The 20462-nt window shown below is 43.5% G+C and carries 13 protein-coding genes; 11 read left to right on the top strand and 2 right to left on the bottom strand.

Annotated features, from left to right (window positions below; all coding sequences use genetic code 11):
- Positions 1–101 precede the first annotated feature (101 nt).
- Positions 102–3686 carry a DNA polymerase III subunit alpha gene (dnaE, locus tag ABDD94_RS16540; protein ID WP_345953178.1) on the top strand — a complete coding sequence of 1195 codons (3585 nt, stop codon included), beginning with the start codon at positions 102–104 and terminating at the stop codon, positions 3684–3686.
- A gap of 148 nt (positions 3687–3834) precedes the next feature.
- Here the strand turns inward: dnaE and ABDD94_RS16535 are convergent, their stop codons facing one another.
- On the bottom strand, positions 3835–5937 hold the full coding sequence (locus ABDD94_RS16535) for an LruC domain-containing protein (protein ID WP_345953177.1): 2103 nt from the start codon (positions 5935–5937) through the stop codon (positions 3835–3837).
- A 688-nt stretch (positions 5938–6625) separates the two neighbouring features.
- On the opposite strand from ABDD94_RS16535, the gene ABDD94_RS16530 reads away from it, so the two are divergent.
- The 4 genes from ABDD94_RS16530 to ABDD94_RS16515 all read left to right on the top strand — a co-directional run bounded on the left by ABDD94_RS16530 (position 6626) and on the right by ABDD94_RS16515 (position 11102).
- Entirely contained in the window at positions 6626–7054 is a 429-nt protein-coding gene (locus tag ABDD94_RS16530; RefSeq protein WP_345953176.1) for a VOC family protein, read from the top strand.
- 98 nt (positions 7055–7152) lie between these two features.
- On the top strand, positions 7153–9141 hold the full coding sequence (locus tag ABDD94_RS16525) for a DUF1800 domain-containing protein (protein ID WP_345953175.1): 1989 nt from the start codon (positions 7153–7155) through the stop codon (positions 9139–9141).
- Positions 9142–9172: 31 nt separating this feature from the next.
- Complete coding sequence (locus ABDD94_RS16520; protein WP_345953174.1) at positions 9173–10447, top strand: DUF1501 domain-containing protein; 1275 nt, start codon at positions 9173–9175, stop codon at positions 10445–10447.
- A gap of 79 nt (positions 10448–10526) precedes the next feature.
- Entirely contained in the window at positions 10527–11102 is a 576-nt protein-coding gene (locus tag ABDD94_RS16515; protein WP_345953173.1) for an NUDIX hydrolase, read from the top strand.
- Here ABDD94_RS16515 and ABDD94_RS16510 read toward each other — a convergent pair whose 3' ends face one another.
- Complete coding sequence (locus ABDD94_RS16510) at positions 11103–11801, bottom strand: pseudouridine synthase (protein WP_345953172.1); 699 nt, start codon at positions 11799–11801, stop codon at positions 11103–11105.
- Positions 11802–11998: 197 nt separating this feature from the next.
- On the opposite strand from ABDD94_RS16510, the gene ABDD94_RS16505 reads away from it, so the two are divergent.
- The 6 genes from ABDD94_RS16505 to ABDD94_RS16480 all read left to right on the top strand — a co-directional run bounded on the left by ABDD94_RS16505 (position 11999) and on the right by ABDD94_RS16480 (position 20452).
- Positions 11999–14200: an ATP-binding protein gene (locus ABDD94_RS16505; RefSeq protein ID WP_345953171.1), complete on the top strand. Its 2202-nt coding sequence runs from the start codon at positions 11999–12001 to the stop codon at positions 14198–14200.
- A gap of 125 nt (positions 14201–14325) precedes the next feature.
- Positions 14326–15429, top strand: a complete 1104-nt coding sequence (locus ABDD94_RS16500) for a glycoside hydrolase family 43 protein (protein ID WP_345953170.1) — start codon at positions 14326–14328, stop codon at positions 15427–15429.
- A 148-nt stretch (positions 15430–15577) separates the two neighbouring features.
- A complete protein-coding gene (locus ABDD94_RS16495) occupies positions 15578–16033 on the top strand; it encodes a PA2169 family four-helix-bundle protein (protein WP_345950996.1) in 456 nt (151 codons plus the stop codon).
- The gene (locus ABDD94_RS16490) at positions 16023–16541 is read left to right on the top strand and encodes a TspO/MBR family protein (RefSeq protein ID WP_345953169.1); all 519 of its coding nucleotides are present in this window, start codon (positions 16023–16025) and stop codon (positions 16539–16541) included. Before ABDD94_RS16495 ends, ABDD94_RS16490 begins: the two co-directional genes overlap by 11 nt.
- Before the next feature lie 40 nt (positions 16542–16581).
- Positions 16582–17121, top strand: a complete 540-nt coding sequence (locus ABDD94_RS16485; protein WP_345950998.1) for a hypothetical protein — start codon at positions 16582–16584, stop codon at positions 17119–17121.
- Positions 17122–17362: 241 nt separating this feature from the next.
- Positions 17363–20452 carry a T9SS type A sorting domain-containing protein gene (locus tag ABDD94_RS16480; protein ID WP_345953168.1) on the top strand — a complete coding sequence of 1030 codons (3090 nt, stop codon included), beginning with the start codon at positions 17363–17365 and terminating at the stop codon, positions 20450–20452.
- The last annotated feature ends 10 nt before the right edge of the window (positions 20453–20462 follow it).

Raw genomic sequence — 20462 nt, 5'->3', positions numbered from 1 at the left:
TTTTTGTTGAAAAGTAGCCCGCCTTGTCAGTAATTATTTGCCACCCGTTTAGTAGGCCGTAGGGCTTTTTCGTATCTTTGTACTGCTGGAACGGATAAGCTATGCCTGATTTTTCTCATTTACACGTACATACCCAATTCTCACTGCTAGACGGTGCTGCCGATATATCTAAACTTTATAAAAAAGCAGCTGCCGATGGCATGAAAGCCCTTGCCATAACCGACCATGGTAACATGTTTGGTGTGTTTAAATTTGTGGCCGAGGCTGCTAAGCACAATGTAAAACCCATTGTGGGCTGCGAGTTTTACGTAGTAGAAGACCGCCATAAAAAGCAGTTCACCAAAGAGAAAAAGGATGTTCGTCATCACCAGTTATTCCTGGCAAAGAATGCCGAGGGTTACCGCAATTTGATAAAGCTGTGCTCCCTAGGGTATATGGAGGGCTTGTATAGTAAATGGCCTCGTATTGATAAGGAACTTATTTTAAAATATCACAAAGGGTTAATAGCCACTACCTGCTGTATCGGTGCATCGGTACCACAGGCTATTCTCAAAAAAACAGAGGAGGAAGCTGAAGCTGAGTTTAAATGGTGGCTGGATATTTTTGGTGAGGACTACTATATAGAGGTGCAACGCCATGAAATACCCGAGCAAGAGATCATCAACAATACGTTGCGGAAGTTTGCCCAAAAGCACCAGGTAAAAATAATCTGCTCCAACGACTCGCATTACGTTGACCAGCAGGATGCCAACGCGCACGATATTTTGCTGTGTGTAAATACCGGCGATATGCAGAGCACGCCCATTGCTACCGACGAGGAAGGCGGTAAAGGCTATCGCTTCGGTTTCCCGAACGATCAGTTCTATTTTAAAACGCAGGCCGAAATGGCCCAGTTGTTTCATGATATTCCAGAATCGTTGGATAATACCAACGAGATTGTTGATAAGGTAGACGTGCTGAAGCTGAAGCGCGACATCATGCTGCCTAATTTCCCTATACCGCCCGAGTTTAAGATACACGATGGACCCGAATCTGACGTGCTGAACCAGTGGGAATACCTTAAGCACCTTACCATGACCGGTGCGCGCGAACGGTATGTTGATTTTACGCCCGAGGTTGAGGAACGCATTAACTTTGAGCTGTTCACCATTAAAACCATGGGTTTTGCAGGTTACTTCTTAATCGTGGCCGACTTTATTAAGGAAGGCCGAAACATGGGCGTGTTCATTGGGCCCGGCCGTGGTTCTGCGGCGGGATCAGTGGTGGCCTATTGTACGGGTATCACTAATATAGATCCTATAAAATATAACCTGCTTTTCGAGAGGTTTCTGAACCCCGACCGTAAATCCATGCCCGATATTGATACCGACTTTGATGATGCCGGTCGCCAGCGGGTTATTGACTATGTGGTTGATAAATATGGTAAGAATCAGGTGGCCCAGATCATAACTTATGGTTCTATGGCCGCACGTACCAGTATACAGGACGTAGGCCGGGTGCTCGATATGCCGCTGAGCGAGGTAAACGCCATGAAAAAACTGGTGCCCGATACCTTGGGCATCAACCTTAAAACGGCTATTGAGCAAGTACCCGAACTGCAGGCTATAAAAAACGGTAACGATTTACGAGCCACTGTGCTGCGCGAGGCCGAAAAGCTGGAAGGCTCGGTACGTAACACAGGTGTGCATGCTGCGGGTATCATCATTGCGCCAGACGATTTAACCAATATTGTTCCGGTTGCAACGGCTAAAGATTCGGACCTGCTGGTTACCCAGTATGACGGTCGTGTAATTGAAGATGCCGGTGTAATTAAGATGGACTTTTTGGGTTTAAAAACCCTTACTATTATTAAGGATGCCCTGCGCCTCATTAAGCAAAACCATGGCGTTGAAATTGATATAGACTATATACCGCTCGATGATCAAAAGACATATGAGCTATACCAACGTGGCGATACCAACGGTACATTTCAGTTTGAAAGTGATGGTATGCAAATGTACCTGCGCGACCTGAAGCCCGATAGGTTTGAGGATTTGATTGCCATGAACGCCCTTTACCGCCCGGGTCCGATAGAGTACATCCCCAGCTTTATTAAGCGTAAGCACGGCTTAGAGCCCGTGGCGTTCGATTTGCCTGATATGGAAGAGTACCTGGGCGAAACCTATGGCATTACGGTGTACCAGGAACAGGTAATGCTTTTATCGCAAAAGTTGGCCGGCTTTAGTAAAGGCGATGCCGACGTTTTGCGTAAGGCCATGGGTAAAAAGCAAATTGAGGTACTTAACAAGATGGAAGCCCAGTTTATGGACGGGGCAGCGGCCAAAGGCCACCCAAAAGATAAGCTTACTAAAATTTGGACCGACTGGAAAGCTTTTGCACAATACGCTTTCAATAAATCGCACTCCACCTGTTACGCATTTGTGGCTTACCAAACGGCCTACTTAAAGGCGCATTACCCGCCCGAGTATATGGCTGCGGTATTAAATAACCAGAACAGCATTGATAAGATTTCTTTCTTCATGGAAGAAACCCGCCGGATGGGTATCAAAGTTTTGGGACCCGATGTGAACGAATCGGACATGGCCTTTGCCGTAAATAAAGCGGGCGATGTGCGCTTTGGTTTAACCGGTGTAAAAGGCGTGGGCGATAAGGCGATTGAAAGTATTATAGAGGAGCGTAACGAGCGCGGCCCTTACAAATCTATATTCGATTTTGCACAGCGCAGTAACGTGCGCAACGTTAACAAAAAATCATACGAAAACCTGGTGTATAGTGGTGGGTTTGATAGCTTTGGTTTAAATCGTTCGTGCTTTTTTGCCAAAACCGAAAACGGCTTGCTCACCGGTATAGAGCGTTTGATAAAATATAGTAACGATTACCAGAACACCAAAAATAGTTCGCAATCATCATTATTTGGCGGAACAGTAGAAGCTTATATACCCGAGCCTGCTCTGCCCGAGTGCGAAGAGTGGCCGCTGATTGAGAAGCTGAAGTATGAAAAGGATGTGATTGGTATCTATCTAACCGGTCACCCGTTAGATAATTACAAGCTGGAGCTGGAAAAATATTGCCAGAACAAGGTATCGGACCTTAAAATATTAGTTGCCATGCGTAACGGCGAGGCACCGCCCGAAATTATGGAACGCTTTGCTCACTTGCGCAAGCAGGGCGAACTTACCATTGGCGGCTTAATGGCTAACGTGCAGCACAAAATGACCAAAACCGGCAAGCCCTTTGGTACCTTTGTAATAGAAGATTACTTTGACAGCTACGAGTTCGCGCTTTTTGGCGATGACTACATTAAATTCCGAAACCTGCTGGGCGACGGCTACTTTATACAAATTAAAGGTAACGTAGAAGAAAAATACCGCCAGAAGGATAACTGGGATTTGCGCCTCTCGGCCATCAACCTGTTATCTGAAATGCGCGATAAAATGACAAAGTCCCTCACGGTGTGTCTGCATCTGCATAACATTAATGAGCAATTGGTAGAAAGCCTGGAGCGCATGGTTGAAGCCAATAACCAAAAGTACGAGGTGAAAAATTGTGCCTTACGCTTTATGGTGAAGGATAGCGAGGATACTTTGTTTATAGACCTCCCATCCAAAACATGCCGCGTAAACCCAAGCGACGATCTGCTGGAAAGTATTTATGCGTTAACTAACGTACAGCCGGTGCTGAAGTAAGTAATAAATTCAGTTTCAAAAAAGAAATATTGTCGTCGTTATTACTCACTCCTAGGGTTACCGACTAATAGTATTGCCTTGATTTAGATAAACAACGAGGGCTGCCCTTTTGAGGCAGCCCTGTTGCGTAGTTGGTATTTAGAAATAGTTATTTGCTGTATATTTTAGAGTTGTCTCTGAAACCGGCTAATACACTGCTGTACCAGTCAGGGAATAATGTACCACCTGATTGTGCCCACTCAGCAAAGTGCAGGTAAGCACCGGTTACAGGTTGTAATTCTACAGGGTACTTGTACTCGCCAACAAAGTTAATAGCCCATGGGTAGTTTTCTTTCGACAGGTAATATTTGCCACTTGCAGGAGCCGAAGCATCATCATCAGTTCCGAACAGGCTGGTGGTAGCTTTATCGGTAGGTGCAAAACCTGGCAGGTGAATTTCATAACCGCGGCGACCATTGCTGATCAGGAACGGATTGAAGTTAGATACCTGTAAGGTTGAAGCAGATACTGCTGAGGCAAAATCAACAATCACAGTAGCCACGCTGCCGGTAACTTTGTTTTTATCCATCAGGGTGTTGATAAAGAAAGCACCGTCAGGATTTCTCAGCAGGTTCTCGTGGTTATCGAAAGGAACGATTACCGCTTTGCTCTGGCCGGCTTCAACACCGTTAGCAGCTCTGCTAATGATACCTGTAGTAAGGTTCTGACCGCTAACAGCGCTAACTGTTGATGCTGCAACCGGTAATTGTATACCAAAACCGTTTTTGAATGATGCACCAGAGGCTAAAGGTAAAAACTCACCTTTTAATTGCACTACCTGGTTGTTGGCATTGCTGGTAAAAGTATAACGATAGTTGATTACTAAGTCGTTCAGGTCAAAATCGCCTTTTTTAGGCCAGTTGTCTTCAAAAGCAATGCTGGCATAACCGGTTTGTGATGGGTAGTAGCTTACAAAAGCTTTAGTAGGATCAGTAGGAAATGCGTCTTGCTCGTCTTGCACGCCATCGCCATCAGTATCTCCGCCTTTATCAATAGCTGGTACACCGATAGGTGATATAGCAGTTACCGGGTTAGAAGTAGCATATACTACAAGGTCATTAAAGTCTTGGTCTGAACCATTTTCGCGGTTAATGTCCTCAAAACCCATTAGGAACAATTTGTGAACGTCATCCCAAAGGGTAACTGAGTGTTTTTTATTACTGGTTCTGATCTCAGGGTTCAGTTTGTAATCTGAATAGAATTTAGTGTTGCCGGTTAATACGCCACTGCCATTCCAAGCATTTTGAATTAAAACAAAGCCCACAGAAGTACCTGCGCTAAAACGGCCGATTTTAACTTTGTCACCAGCTTTTAAGCCACCGCCTGAACCGTATGACGATGCATTAGGAAATACCAGTGTAGCATTGTCAACATCATAAACGCTTTGCGGCGGAGTGTTAGTAGGGTAGGTGTAGTAAGCAAGGCTGTTTGCGTAACCTGCACCTTCAGATACAAATGTTATCCAAACATCAGAAGTTGCAGTTATATTCAGGTTAGGCACTGCAGTAGTAGTCAGATACTCCGGGTGTGAGGTTGGTAATGCTACGCCTTCTGGTAATGATGCATTGATATAAGAAAGTAGGGAAGCATCAATGTTATCGGGTGTTGCCTCAAGGTAAACCGGGCGACCCAATTTAAACGGATAAGTAGTAGTATTAACAATAGCGCTTGATGAACCGCTATAAGGACTTGGGTAAGCAATTATCGGATCGCCGTAAGCAACCGTTGATTTGGTTGAGGCTGTACCGGTTGTGGTACTAACAGTTACCTCCTGAGCAGTGATATCACCACTAAAACCGTCTTTGCCACCAATAGTAGCTGTAATAGTATTGCTGTTAGTGATAGTGCCTTGTGCATAACGCATCAATCCAACATAAGCCGGATCTATAATTAACTGGCTAACAGAAGCAGGTACAGTAATAGTGCCTTGCAATACGCCATTGCTATTAGTTACGCCTTTAAAAATAGGCTCTTCAGTATTGGTTGGTAAGTAAACGCTTACTACTACGCCGCCTAACGCATCATTATTGTTGGCTTTTAATGTAAGGTTTAAAGCTACATTTTTGGTGGTAGAAAAATTAAAGCCATCAGGCGCTATTTTATTTCCGGTAACAGTAGTTGTGGTTGTTTCTTCCTGCTGCATTGTGTCTTTCTTACAAGCTGAGAATGTTACTACTCCCGCTAATAATGCACATGTAAAAAGGTGTTTCATATAATTATTTATTCGTTGTATGAATACCTTTAGGCAAACGGTGTTCCAACGCCTATTTATAGCTAAAAAAGGAGTTACCCCAATATATTTGTGGTGGCATTTCCCCAAAACATGAGAGAACAAAGCCTCAAACAGTGGTTAATTAATCCCCATACTTCCACAGTGCGCAAATATGCGCTTGTTGTTTAATAAGTAATATTTAGTAGCGGAATACTTAATATTTATAAACAAGCAGGAAACTGAGTTTGAATTTTTAAAGAATAATTAACGATGCTACTACTTCTTGGGTGATTTAGCCACCGGGTCGAATTGCAGGCACAGGTGGAGCCACTATTTTGCATGGGCAGGCTTTTCCAATGTTGTGGTGTTTACCTATGCGTAATCTTTCATCAGCCGTTCGGTATATATCACTGGGAGGCAATTGTTTTTTTCTACCACAGCTAAAACCTGTGTTTTACCATTCGACACAAAAGGTGATTTGCATTTGCACAAATACACATCTAATCATCCACTATGTAGCATATTCCTCGAACATCTTTTCCAAGTCTACATTGAGCCCATTGCATAAGCTTCGCAAATCACGTTTTAAATGGTTGCGGCAGTGATTATTGGTAGTTGATGAATTGTTAATATGTTATAAGGCGGCGCTTATAAAAATATGTATAAATTTGAGCATTAGTAAATAGTAATGAGCAGATTAACACCTTTTCATGTAGCGGTGCCAGTTTATGATTTAGACGAGGCACGCCGGTTTTACCGCGATGTTTTAGGCTGTGCAGAAGGCCGCAGCTCCGACCACTGGACAGATTTTAACTTATACGGACATCAATTTGTTATTCACTTAAAATCCAGGCCGGCCAGTCCGGAAGAACATCCAACCAATTTAGTTGACGGTCACAATGTACCCATACCGCATTATGGTGTGGTATTGGAATGGGAAGCATGGCACGAGTTGGAAAGCCGCTTGCGGAAAAAAAATATCCATTTTATTATTGAGCCGGGAATTCGTTTTGTTGGCCAGCCGGGCGAGCAGGCCACTATGTTTTTCCTGGACCCGTCAGGCAATGCCTTAGAGTTTAAGGCATTTAAAGATATGGGTCAGTTGTTTGCAGTGTAACAAGTTCATTATCAAAGTTAAGTTTGTGTTAAATTCACTATATCGCTAAACCTTGATGAAAATTTAGCGTCTAAAATCCGCTATCAATAACCTTATTTATGAAAATTCGCATCCAACAACTGTTATATGTAGTTGCCATTTTGTTTATGGTAACCGGGCTTTGCGCTTTTTACAGTATTCCGCATGCTTATAAAGCAACCGTAAAGTTTCCCTACAAGCAAGCGGGGTTAACCGAGCGGCAGGCAGCGGCGCACTTATTAAGCCGTTTCACTTACGGCGCTACGCCCGGGCAGGTTGATGAGGTAATTAAAATAGGGTTGGAGAACTGGTTTGCTCAACAACTCGAAGCAAAGAAGTCTGACGATTCGCTCACACAACTACTTAACCGTTTGGATGCGGAAACCATGAGTAATGCGCAACTGGTTGCCAAATATCCGCGTAACGGCCAATTAGTTAGAATGGCCATACGCGATGGCGTGGTGAACAAAGATTCGGTTAAAACCGATAAAAAAGAATATCGTACGGTGCTGCTCAACTACATGCAGCAAAAAGGCATGGCGCCTGAGCAGGAGCTGTTTCGTCAGTTTATTAACCAAAAGGTACTGCGTGCAGCCTATACGCAAAACCAACTGCAGGAAGTAATGACCGATTTTTGGTTTAACCATTTTAACGTGTCTATTACTAAAAATCAATGTGCCGTGTTTATTCCGGCTTATGAGCGCGATGTAATTAGGCCAAATGTGTTTGGTAAATTCGGAACCATGCTACTGTCCACCGCAAAAGCGCCCGCTATGCTGGTTTACCTTGATAACTTTACCAGCGTTGGTGAAAATGCAGGGGGAGCTAAGCCGGTAGCTGCACTTAAGCGTAAGCGTTTAGCTGCCATGATGCAAAGCAATCAGGGCGATTCGATGATGACAAACGCACCAATGGTTAAAAAGCTGCCTAAAGCAAAGAGGGCGCAAGGATTGAATGAGAACTATGCCCGTGAGGTTATGGAGCTGCATACTTTAGGCGTTGATGGCGGTTACTCCCAGCAAGACGTTACCCAGGCAGCACGAGTGCTAACTGGTTGGACCGTTTACCCAATGGGTGACGAAGCATACGGGGGCGGAGTGAAGAAGGTTTTGGAGCGTTTAAGCTCAGAACAGTTGGATAAGCAAGGCTTTGTACACGAGGGCGACTTCCTGTTTATACCTAACCGCCATGATAAAGGCGAGAAAACTGTTTTGGGCAAAAAGTTTGGCCCTAATGGTGGTTACCAGGAAGGGGTGGATCTACTTTATATGCTGGCCCATCATCAGTCTACAGCAAAATTCATAAGCCGTAAGTTGGCCGTGCGTTTTGTGAGCGATGCGCCTGCACAATCATTGGTTGATAAAATGGCCCGCACTTTTAAAGAAAAGGATGGTGATATTAAAGAAGTTTTGTTAACCATGGTATCATCGCCCGAGTTCTGGAGCGCTTCAGCTCTCAGGGAGAAGACCAAGTCGCCGTTTGAATTAGCAGTTGGTGCTGTACGGAGCTTGCATGCCGAAATAAGGCAACCTTACCAGCTTTATAGCTGGGTAAACAAAATGGGAGAGAAGAAATATTACTACCAGGCACCAACCGGTTTCCCTGATAAGGGACAATACTGGATAAACACCGGAGCGTTATTAAACCGTATGAACTTTGGCTTGGCCCTAGCCTCTGGCCGTATACCTGGTGTTAAGGTAGATCTGGCCTCTTTAAACAATCATCGCGAGCCAGAGAGTGCACAAGATGCCTTAGCTACGTACAGTAAATTGATTATGCCCGAACGTAATTTAAGCGAGACCATTAAGCGGCTTACACCTTTATTAAATGATCCGCAGTTGATGACCAAGGTAGAAGTAGCCAGCGCACAGGCCAAGCCGGCAGGTAATTCAGCTGTGTTACCTGATGACCCAATGATGGGTGGTAGTGAACCTGCAGTGAAAGGAAAAGGGCTCAAAGGAAAAGGTAGGAATGCCTATACGGCTGTGCAAACAGCTAATGGTAATAATTCTATGCTGGCACAGGTGGTAGGTGTTATTATTGGATCGCCGGAATTTCAGCGCCGTTAAACTAATTATAAACAAAACAACTCCAAATGTTATGGTAAACAGAAGATGCTTTTTAAAATCTGGCGGTTTAGCGTTAATGGGTGTAGGCCTTATGGGCGGTATACCTGGCTTTTTGGCCGAAGCCGTTGCCGGTGAGCAAATCATAAAACCTTATGGTAAACGTAAAGTGCTGGTGTGTATATTTCAGCGCGGCGCTATGGATGGCTTGATGGCCGTAACGCCATTTACCGATACGTATTTAAAAGCTGCGCGGCCCACGCTGTTTATGTCGGCAGCAAAAGCAAGTACCACTGGCAAGCCGCTAATTGATTTAGATGGTCATTTTGGTTTGCACCCGGCCATGCAGGCATTCGAACCAACGTTTAGAGAAAAGCGTTTAGGTATTGTACATGGTATTGGTTCACCTAACACCACCCGCTCTCACTTTGATGCACAGGACTTTATGGAGTCGGGCACGCCATTTAATAAAGGTACAGCCAGTGGCTGGCTTAACCGGGCTGTAGGTTTGCTGGGGCATGATGCCGTTACACCGTTTACGGCGGTAAGTTTAACTTCGGCTATGCCGCGTTCTTTTTATGGCGATAACCCGGCTGTAGCTATTAGCAACTTGCAAGATTTTGCCATACAAATGCAGGGTAACAAGGCGGGGGCTAACCTGGCTGCTAAAAGTTTTGAAGACCTGTATGATAAAACATCAACAGGCTTACTGCATAACACCGGCAAGGAAAGCTTTGATGCCGTAAAAATGCTGCAGAAAGCCGATATTAAAAATTATAAGCCGGCCAACAATGTAACTTACCCAACCTCGGCGTTGGGCAATTCACTTAAACAAATAGCCCAGTTAATTAAGATGGATGTGGGGCTTGAAGTGGCTTTTACTGAATCTAACGGATGGGATACCCATTATAACCAAGGCACAGAAAACGGTATTTTTGCTCGTAACGTTGGCGACCTAAGTAATAGCATGATGGCCTTTTGGAACGACCTGAGCGCTTATCAGGATGATGTAACCGTAATGACGATGACCGAATTTGGCCGTACCGTGCATCAAAATGGTACTGGTGGTACTGACCACGGTCGCGCCTCTTGTAACTTTATTTTAGGTAATAATGTTAATGGTGGTTTGGTACACGGTAACATTAAGCCGCTGGCTGTAGAAAATTTGGAGGATGGCCGTGACCTTGCTGTTACCACCGATTTCCGCAGCGTATTTAGCGAAGTAGCCGACCGCCAGCTTAAAGTGAACAATGACAGACTACTATTTCCGGATTGGAAAGGCGAGAAGATAGGTGTAATGAAAGCATAACAGGTAATAAAGCATGCACACTGTTGTGCTTTAGCTGCCGGCAGATTGCGGGAGGCAGCTTTTTTGCTATTTTAGCCGCATGAAGGCTAACAATGATATTCAAAAGTGGAAAGTTCTGAATGAAGAAGACGTGTCGCCAAGCCCTTGGTTTCCGCTATTGCGCCATACCGTTGAAATAGCTGAAGGTCAGGTTATAGACGATTACTACTTTTCACCACTGGGTGATGTGGTACAAGTGTTAGCGCTTACACCATCGCATGAGGTGATATTAGTAAGGCAATACAAACATGGCTTAGGCGAAATATTGCTCGAATTACCCGGCGGCATGCAGCAAAAAGGTAAGTCTCTTATTCAATCGGCTTTAAATGAATTGGAAGAGGAAGCCGGTATTAAAGCCCACGAGAACCAGCTGATATCATTAGGCATGATAGCCAATAATCCTACTAAAACCCGGCAAATCACCTACGGATATTTGCTCTTCAATGCGGAGATTAATTCGGTTCAGAAATTTGATATTACTGAAAATATTGAAGTGCTCACCATGCCAGCGCCCCTGGTATTGCAATACGTAAAAGAAGGTAAAATATGGGTAACTGATTCCATGAACTTTATACTCAAAGCAGCCTTGCAGTACCCGGAGATATTTGGGTTGTAATTAGAGCATAATTAATGCGTCGTTCCATCCCATCAGCAACATCATTCGTTCAAACTCGGATTGCAATGACGCTTGTACGGTAATTGGCTTGTCGTTCATAGGGTGTGTAAATTGTAACTGCTGTGCATGTAACATCATGGTGTTCATTTCCCATGTTTCGGTAAATAGCTTGTTTTGTTTATTGCAGCCGTGCGTACGATCTCCTATAATAGGATGGAAGATATGACTGAAATGCTTGCGCAATTGGTGCATACGTCCGGTGGTCGGGTTTGCCCTAATTAATGAATAACGCGAGGTAGGGTGTTTACCCAAGGCAACCGGCAGCTCTGTATGTGCAAGTGTTGTATAAGCGGTAAAGGCCTCCTGGACAGTGCCATTCTCCTTTTTCAATGGGTAGTCAATTGCGCCTGTTTCGGGCGTATGCCCGCGCACAATCGCCAAATAAGACTTTATGACCTGATTGTTGGCGAATTGCTGCTGCATGGCAATTTCTGCCGGCTTGTTTAATGCAAACAACAATACACCAGAAGTTTTACGATCAAGCCTATGCACGGGGTAAACATGCTGGTTAATTTGATTGCGCAACAGTTGTAAAGCAAACTCCGAAGCATCAGCAGCAATAGGCGATCGGTGAACGAGCAGGCCATTAGGCTTATTAATGGCAATCAGATCTTCATCTCGGTAAATTATAGATAACATTCAGGAGCAAAAGTAGCCATTTCCGGTGCATTCAATTAATAAATAATCGTATGATGCACTTAAATGGCTTTTCAGTTATTATGTCAAAATAATATCTTAAATAGTTTGCCTTTTAAAATATTATTTTGTTTACTTTGTTTATAAAACCTGGGTTAACCAACCTCCGTATAAACACCAATTTTTATCTTATCAAGCTCATGAATGTAGCGGCTATGGTCCCTGAATCTGACGTAATTGAATTGCTCAGTGATGCCTATAACTGCCGTGGCCATAACCCTAATCATAGCATTAGCCTGGCCAAAAAAGCGCTTCAAATTAGCAAAGACCGAAGTGACCAAAGCCTCATAGGTAAAAGCCTTAACCACCTCTCGCTGTTTTACATGATTAGGGGTGAGTATAAGCGCTCCATTAGTGCAGCTAAAGAAGCCATGCGGTATTTCAAAGCGCTTAAAGATGAAAGAGGAATAGCCGATGCACAGTACAGTATAGCAGGTGTTTATTATAAAACAGATAATTATCATTTGGGCTTAATGCACCTTATTGATAGCCTTGTTATATACCGTAAGTTTAACGACTATCATAATGAGGCCCGTGTACAAAAGTCGTTAGGAACCATATACGAGTATTTTGGCGACCGTAAAAATGCAATACGCTCTTACGAGGCCTCGATTGAGGCAGCCAAAAAAGTAAAAGATGCAGATCTTATTGCCAACGCTTACAATCCGCTTTCGGGTATTTATCTTAAGCAAAATAAGATAAAAAAGGCGATGGACATTATACAACGGTCTATTGCTATCAAGCAAAAAACAGGCGATGTAAGGGGATTGGCATTTGCCCTCTATGGCCGCGGAAAAGTCTATGCAGCACAAGGACTTTGGCATGAGGCCGAGCTTGATTATCAGAACGCGCTTAATATACATCAGGAGATGGGCGAAAGGCTTGGCTTAGCTATGGCCTATTGCAAATTAGGCGAATTATATATCAAAACCAACCGGTTTGATGAAGCCAAGCACATACTCGAAAAGGCTGTTCAGTTCAGCACGCAGTACAATATCATTTATATCAAGTTCAAGTCTAATTACCAGCTTTATCAGCTTTATAAATCAGAGCAGGATACGGTTAAGTCGTTAGCATACCTCGAACAGTATCTGCATAATAAGGAAGCGGTTATTAACACGCAAACGCTCAAGATTATTGAGAATTACGAATTGATAACACGTATGGAGTCGCTTGAAAAAGCCGCTCAAATGGAGCAGGAGCGGGCCCGTATTATGGAGAACCAGGCCAGGGCTGAGCATACCGCAAAAATGAAGCAGAACTTTCTCTCCACCATGAGCCATGAAATTCGCACGCCGCTTAATGCTGTTATCACCATAACGTCACTATTAAGCGAACGCATTGTGGATGAGGAGAAGCAGTTGATGGATTCGCTCAAGTTTGCATCCAATAACCTGCTCATGATTATTAATGATATTCTGGACTTTACCAAACTGGACACCGGCAAAGTAAATTTAGAATGCCGCCCAAGCAGCTTAATTAAGCTGTTGAACGGCCTTTGCGAAGCCTTTAGCAAAGTAGGCAAAGCAAAAGGGCTGGAATGTGAACTAATTATAGATAACCGTATAGCCGACATTTACGAACTGGATGAAACTAAACTCTCCCAGATACTCAACAACCTGATCGGAAATGCTATAAAATATACTAATGCAGGTAAAGTAACAACACAAGTGACTTTGCTTTCGACCGAACCAGAGCACGATGTTATTCGCTTCACTATTACCGATACGGGCATAGGTATACCCGAAGAATTTTTCGCTGAAATGTTCGATAGTTTTTCGCAGCCTAAAGCAATTACTACGCGTAGGCAGGGTGGCTCAGGTTTAGGCTTGGCCATTGTTAAAAAGCTGGTCGAATTACACCGTAGTGAGGTGGGCTTTAATAGTAAAATAGGGCAGGGTTCGCAGTTCTACTTCGATATTAAATTCAAGAAAAGCAGCCTGCTACAAAAAACACCTACAAAGCATCTTAATCAGTTGCAAAACAAGGTGGCGCTCCTTGCTGATGATAATATGATCAACGCTATGGTAGCTCGCAAGTTATTGTCAAAGTGGGGGATATTGGCAGAGCACGCCATAAATGGGCTTGATGCAGTAGAAAAAGCCCAAACCAAAGCTTTCGACTTTATTTTAATGGACATACACATGCCCGAAATGAACGGCTTTGATGCTACCGTGCATATTCGTAAAAACCAGAATCCTAACTTACTTACGCCCATATTTGCTTTAACGGCAGATATAACGGCCGAGAATAACGAGGAGTATGCTGACTATTTCACCGGCTTTTTAAGGAAGCCAATTGAAATTGAAAAACTGTATGAGGCTTTATTAGCAGTGTCTTAAGTTCAGTTACCATACTTCTTTCCCTAAAAGTATTCTGCATCAAATGATTTTTAAAATAGCAGGCAATTAAAAAAAAATTTGTTTCTTTATGCAACCGATTGCAAAACTATTTTACAACATCAATTATGCTTAAAATCACCCATCTGCCTGCTGTTGCTTTGTTAAGCGTTGCCGCATTGGCTTCATGTCAAAATGCCGGTAATAAAACGGGCATACCTGGCGTTACCCGTAAAGAAATACCGAAATCAAAATTTATATCTCCACCATTAGTTACCCATATTTATACGGCAGATCCGTCAGCACATGTGTTTAACGGTAAGGTTTACATTTATCCATCTCACGATATTGATACCGGTACGCCCGAGAATGATAATGGCGACCATTTCAATATGAAAGATTTTCATGCGTTATCAATGGACAGTGTAGGTGGAGAGGTTAAAGACAACGGGGTAGCATTAGATATTAAAAACATTCCGTGGGCAGGTCGCCAGTTGTGGGCTCCGGATGCAGCCTTTGAAAAAGGGACTTATTACCTGTATTTTCCGGTTAAAGACAAGCAAGACATATTCCGTATCGGCGTAGCAACCAGCAAATCGCCGGTGGGGCCGTTTAAAGCACAACCTAAGCCAATTGAGGGAAGCTTTAGTATAGATCCTTGCGTTTTTAAAGATACCGACGGTAGTTACTACATGTATTTTGGTGGTATTTGGGGAGGCCAGTTACAGCGCTGGGCTACCGGAAGCTACTCAGGGCCTAATGGGTCTAAAACGGATTTGCAGAAAGACGATGCGCCGGCGTTAACAGCTAAAGTAGCTAAACTGGGCGCAAATATGCTCGAATTTAGCGAGAAACCTAAGGATGTAATTATACTGGATGAGCAAGGCAAGCCCTTGCTGGGTAAAGACCACGATCGTCGTTTTTTTGAAGGCTCATGGATGTATAAATATAACAATAAGTATTACTTCACCTATTCAACCGGCGACACGCATAATTTATGCTATGCTATTGGTACCAGCCCTTACGGGCCGTTTACTTATAAAGGCGTAATTCTGGAACCGGTACAAGGATGGACCACTCACCACTCTATTGTGCAAATTAAAGATAAATGGTATCTGTTCTACCACGATACGGAGCTATCTGGCAAAACTCACCTGCGTAATGTAAAAGTAACCGAACTAAAGCATCGTCCTGATGGCAGCATCGAAACCATCAACGAATTTGCTAAATAAGCCTCCTGATTTTTTGTTATTGATAAAGCGGATAGCCAACAGGGCTTCCGCTTTTTTTATATAAAGGTATTCTCATGTGAATATCACAAACCTGATTACGGTAAACCACACGTGCGGTTATTTTGTAGTGTTAATAAACGCTACAGTTATGGAAGGTACCCTTAAAAATACGGCCGACGGCTTAAATCATTTAATCATTATTGCCAACGATGGTAAGGAAGGCTATTTACAAGCTACAGAAATTGTTGGCGACTCCATATTAAAAGCGGTATTTGCCAGGTTGGCTGCCGAGCGGGCGGAGTTTGCTGATGAGTTACGCACGCTGGTACAAGCCAGTGGCTTTGAAGCCGAAACAGGTGGTGGACCGGTAGGCGCACTGCACCGGGTTTGGGTTGATATTAAAACAGCGTTGGTAAGCAACGATGAAAAGTCGGTATTGAATGAATGTATAAGAGGAGACCGCGCGGCAGAAACAGCTTACGAAACAGTAATGGATGAAAATACATTAACTGATGAGCAGCGAAACATTCTGCTTAAACAATTGAAGCTAACCCGCGACGCTTTGTTTTCATTACAGCAGGAATTAGATAGATTTGCAGATTAATGCAACCCTCATTGTGCAATCTGCAGAACACCGTATTTTTAAATTATGGCCGTTAATCGTTAGCCTGCTTATTACGTTATGTATAGCTGTAACGGCGTCGTTATTTACTATACCGCAAATACCGGGCTGGTACAGCGCGCTTAACAAGCCATCTTTTAATCCGCCAAACTGGTTGTTTGGCCCTGTGTGGTCAGCATTATATGTAATGATTGCGATAGCCGCCTACCTGGTTTATCAAAAACGAAACAGTAGTGCACAATATAATTCAGCCCGGATAGTCTACTTTGTACAACTGCTGCTCAACTTTTTATGGTCTGCAATGTTTTTTGGTATGCACCAAATTTGGGGAGCGCTGGTTGTGATTGTATTGCTCTTAATAGCTATTGTAGCTAATATTTATTACTTTGGTAAGTATAGCAAAGTTGCGGCGGGGCTTCTTGTTCCCTATTTAATATGGGTAAGCTTCGCCTCGGTGCTAAATCTGTATATTTACCTGCTCAACAGGTAGTAGCTTTAAGAGCCTAAGCCTTTGTCATCCTATAAGTACAATGAGAAAGACACTCTTTTCAGTAATGTTGTTTATGCTGTTTGCAGGCTTGGCCATGGCAGATACCGTTAACATTAAGCGTTTCGTAATTAAAGAAAATCCGTTTGCACAAAAGGAGATCGCCATTGTGGCCACCGATACGCTTAATCAGGTACAGGAAAACATCAGCGGTAAATATACCTTCACCCTAAATGGATTCGAGAATGAACTGACTTTTCAGAACGGCACAGCTTTTTACAGGCATAAGGTCGAAAAGTCTGCTTTTATGTTTATTAAGCACAAAAACGAAAGCGGTTCTTACTCTACGCTATATTATATATATAAGCATGGCGATAAGCTAAGTCCGCTGCGCATAAGCTGGATGTGGTTGGTGGCTATTCCGCTTATTATTGTATTTATAGGCTACCTATTTAAACGCTTCATTGTAATAGCAGCCATCGTGCTCATAATCTTTCTGTATTTTAATTATAGCAAAGGGTTAAGCATTCCTACATTTTTCGAAAGTATCTTCGACGGGCTGAAACATTCTATCATAGGCTAACGTACAAATTGATAAAGAAATAATTACAAATAACAGGTAATTTAATTTCTATTGTATTAATATTTGTATATTTGAGTTGAAACTTTTTTGTAAATAGTTCGCTATTGTTAAAAACTTCACAAAAGTTGCACAGTTCACTGTGTAATTGTCTACTTCACAGTATACACATCTTTTAGCTGGTACCCAAACATATTTGCGTTGCGTGCAAATTAATCTCGAATTCCATTTTATATAAGCTTTTATGCGCAGTAAGTATTTTTACCACGCCTTAGGTGTGCTATGTTCGGCAACGATCATATTTTTCTTCAATGTACGGTGTTTAGCTCAATCAGAACAGAGAATACCTGTCATCTCCGTTAATGCCAGCGAAGATACAGGTCAGGATTACTCATCGCTATTAAATGATGATCTAAACAACCTGATACCTGATGCCTGGCAAAATAATTTTAAGTATGTTGATGTAACGCTGCGATTACAAAAACGCAGTACCATTTCACGTCTGTCATTATACGATTACAAAGGCGTATTCGATGATAATCCTGCGGATATTTATATTTTAAATGGAAAAACTAAAACCCTCATAGGAAAGTTTACCGGTCCAAGCTACATGGTAATGCAGGATATGAATCTGCCACAGCCAATGGAAGCTGATGCCATTATAATACATAAGTATTGTAACAGCATGCCGCAAAAGGTGTTCGTGTACGGATATTTGACAGAAGAGGCTAAACCCGAACCTGTAGAGCAAACTCCGGCACCTGTTGAAACACCTGCTGATCCGGTAAAAACGCCGCCGGTAGTATTGCCTGAACCAACTCCAGCACCTGTTGAAGCACCAGCCGATACAGTAAAAAAGCCACCAGTAGTGCTGCCCGATCCAACTCCTGCGCCTGTAGAAGTACCAATCGATACGGTAAAAACGCCGCCTGTGGTATTGCCAGCGGAACCTGCGAAACCGGCGCCGGTTGTTACTACGCCCGACCCTGTAATCACTCCCGCTCCTGACCCTGCGCCAAAGCCTGATCCCGCGCCTGCAGATCCGGCAGCTATTGTAAAAATTCCTATTGAAGCTAAAAGATGGTACCAGATCAACAGCAGCAATGATGGTATAGCCGATTTGTTTGACGGTGTGGTTGATGTACCTATTAGTAATACCTGGGGAAAGATATTTAACAACTATGACGCCTGGTACCCGGTTGCTGATGGTGAGAAGATCACGTTATCAAAAATTAAGTTTTATGATGCTTCAGGTACATTAGGTGATAAGCCATTTACCGTATCGGTAATTACCAGTAGCGGCAAAAGAATACAAATTGCAACGTTTAACGGCGACAGGTATAACACCTGGGTTGGGCCTTACCCCGAAAGAAACTTAAACGGCGATGGCCAGTTTGAATTGGATAACCCAATTACCGACGTTAAATTTATTGTGTTTAACTGCTGGTACATGTTCCCGACCGAGGTAGAGTTTTATGGCACCTATCAGGCGGCGCATGCAGTTACGGCAGCACCAAAAAAAGACGTACCTTTTAATCATTACTTTGGTGTAAATGCCTTTGAGTGGGATTTTGAAGATCCGAACAAGCCGTACGAGATAGATGAATCGCGTTTAAAAGCCATGAAAACCTTTACCCAGGTAAGGCATTATCTGGATTGGCAACGTATTGAACCGCAACAAGGTCGTTTCACTTTCAATCCTTCGCATAGCGGTGGCTGGAATTATGATGTCCTGTACCAACGTGCCAAGGCCGAAGGAATTGAAATACTTGCTGACTTAAAAACGTTACCTGATTGGCTGCTCGATAGCTATCCAGGCGATATGCGCGATGCTGAAAACGTACCTGTAAAATATGGTCAGGATTTTACCAAACCAACATCTTACATTGAGCAGGCCAGGGCTGGCTTTCAGTTTGCGGCCAGGTACGGTTCAAGTACAGGCGTGGATGCATCTCAGCTCAGCGTAAATACCACGCAACGCTGGTATGGCGATGGTGTAAACACCGTAAAGCAGGGGATGGACCTAATTAAGTACATTGAATGTGATAACGAGCGCGACAAATGGTGGAAAGGCCGCAAGGCTTATCAAACCGCCTTTGAATATGCAGCCAACCTTTCTGCTTTCTATGATGGGCACAAGAATACCATGGGGCCGGGTGTGGGTGTTAAAAATGCCGACCCGAATATGAAAGTAGTAATGGCTGGTTTGGCTTCGCCCAATACCGATTACTTACGCGCCATGGTTGACTGGTGCAAGCAAAACCGGGGTTACAATGCCGACGGCAGCGTAAATTTATGCTGGGATGTAATTAATTACCACCTGTACTCAAACGATGCTAAATCATCACAGGGTGGAAACGCTACACGCGGCATGGCGCCCGAAACCGGTGAAACTGCCCAGGTAGCGCAAGGCTTTATTGCAGCCGCTCATCAATATGCTGCAGATATGCCGGTATGGGTTACCGAACTTGGATATGATGTTAACCAGGGTAGTTACTTAAAAGCTATTCCGATTGGCGACAAAACGGCGTTGCAAACCCAGGCCGACTGGATATTGCGTTCTGCGCTGTTGTATGCCCGGGTAGGTGCCGACCGTATTTTCTTTTACCAGGCTTATGACGATAACCCAAATAGTTCTATACAATTTGGATCATCTGGCTTGCTTAACCGCGATAAATCACGTAAGCCGGCGGGAGACTTCATTTACCAGGCGCAGCAATTGTTGGGTAATTATACTTTTAAACAAACTGTTCATAGCAACCCGATTGTAGACAGATATGAGAACAACGGGCAATCGGCCTATATGCTTGTTATACCTGATGAAAAGGGCCGATCGGCCGATTATACGCTTGATCTGGGCAATGCAGACTCAGCCAGCATATACACACCCAAAGTAGGAAGCGACCAGATGGAACTGAAAAAAGTGCAGATCAGTAATGGTCAGTTAGCGCTTACCGTTACCGAAACGCCTCAATTTGTGATACCCTCATCACCTAAAGCTTTTGAAACAGGAGAGATGTTAAAACTGGCCACTAAAGTTGCCAATAAAACCGACTCGGTGCAAAACGGTATCATAAGCAATACATTAAAGGTGTACCCTAACCCGGCTATTAATTATGTTGACGTAACATTTAACAATAAATTGAGTGGCAAAGTAGATATTAAAGTCTATGATGCGCGCACAGGACGGGCGTATCGCACTTATAGCTTTAACAAGCAAGCCGACGAGTTCTCGCAACGCATTGATTTAACGGGTACACCTTATGGCGTTTGCCTGGTAGAGATCAGGCAGGACCAGGCCATAGTTACCCGGAGGGTGATTAAATTAAACTAAATCTGTAATA

It is taken from the genome of Mucilaginibacter sp. PAMB04168 (genome assembly GCF_039634365.2).
Lineage (GTDB): Bacteria > Bacteroidota > Bacteroidia > Sphingobacteriales > Sphingobacteriaceae > Mucilaginibacter.
Note: the sequence above shows the minus strand (reverse complement) of the source record. Positions and strands in the feature narration are given on the sequence as shown.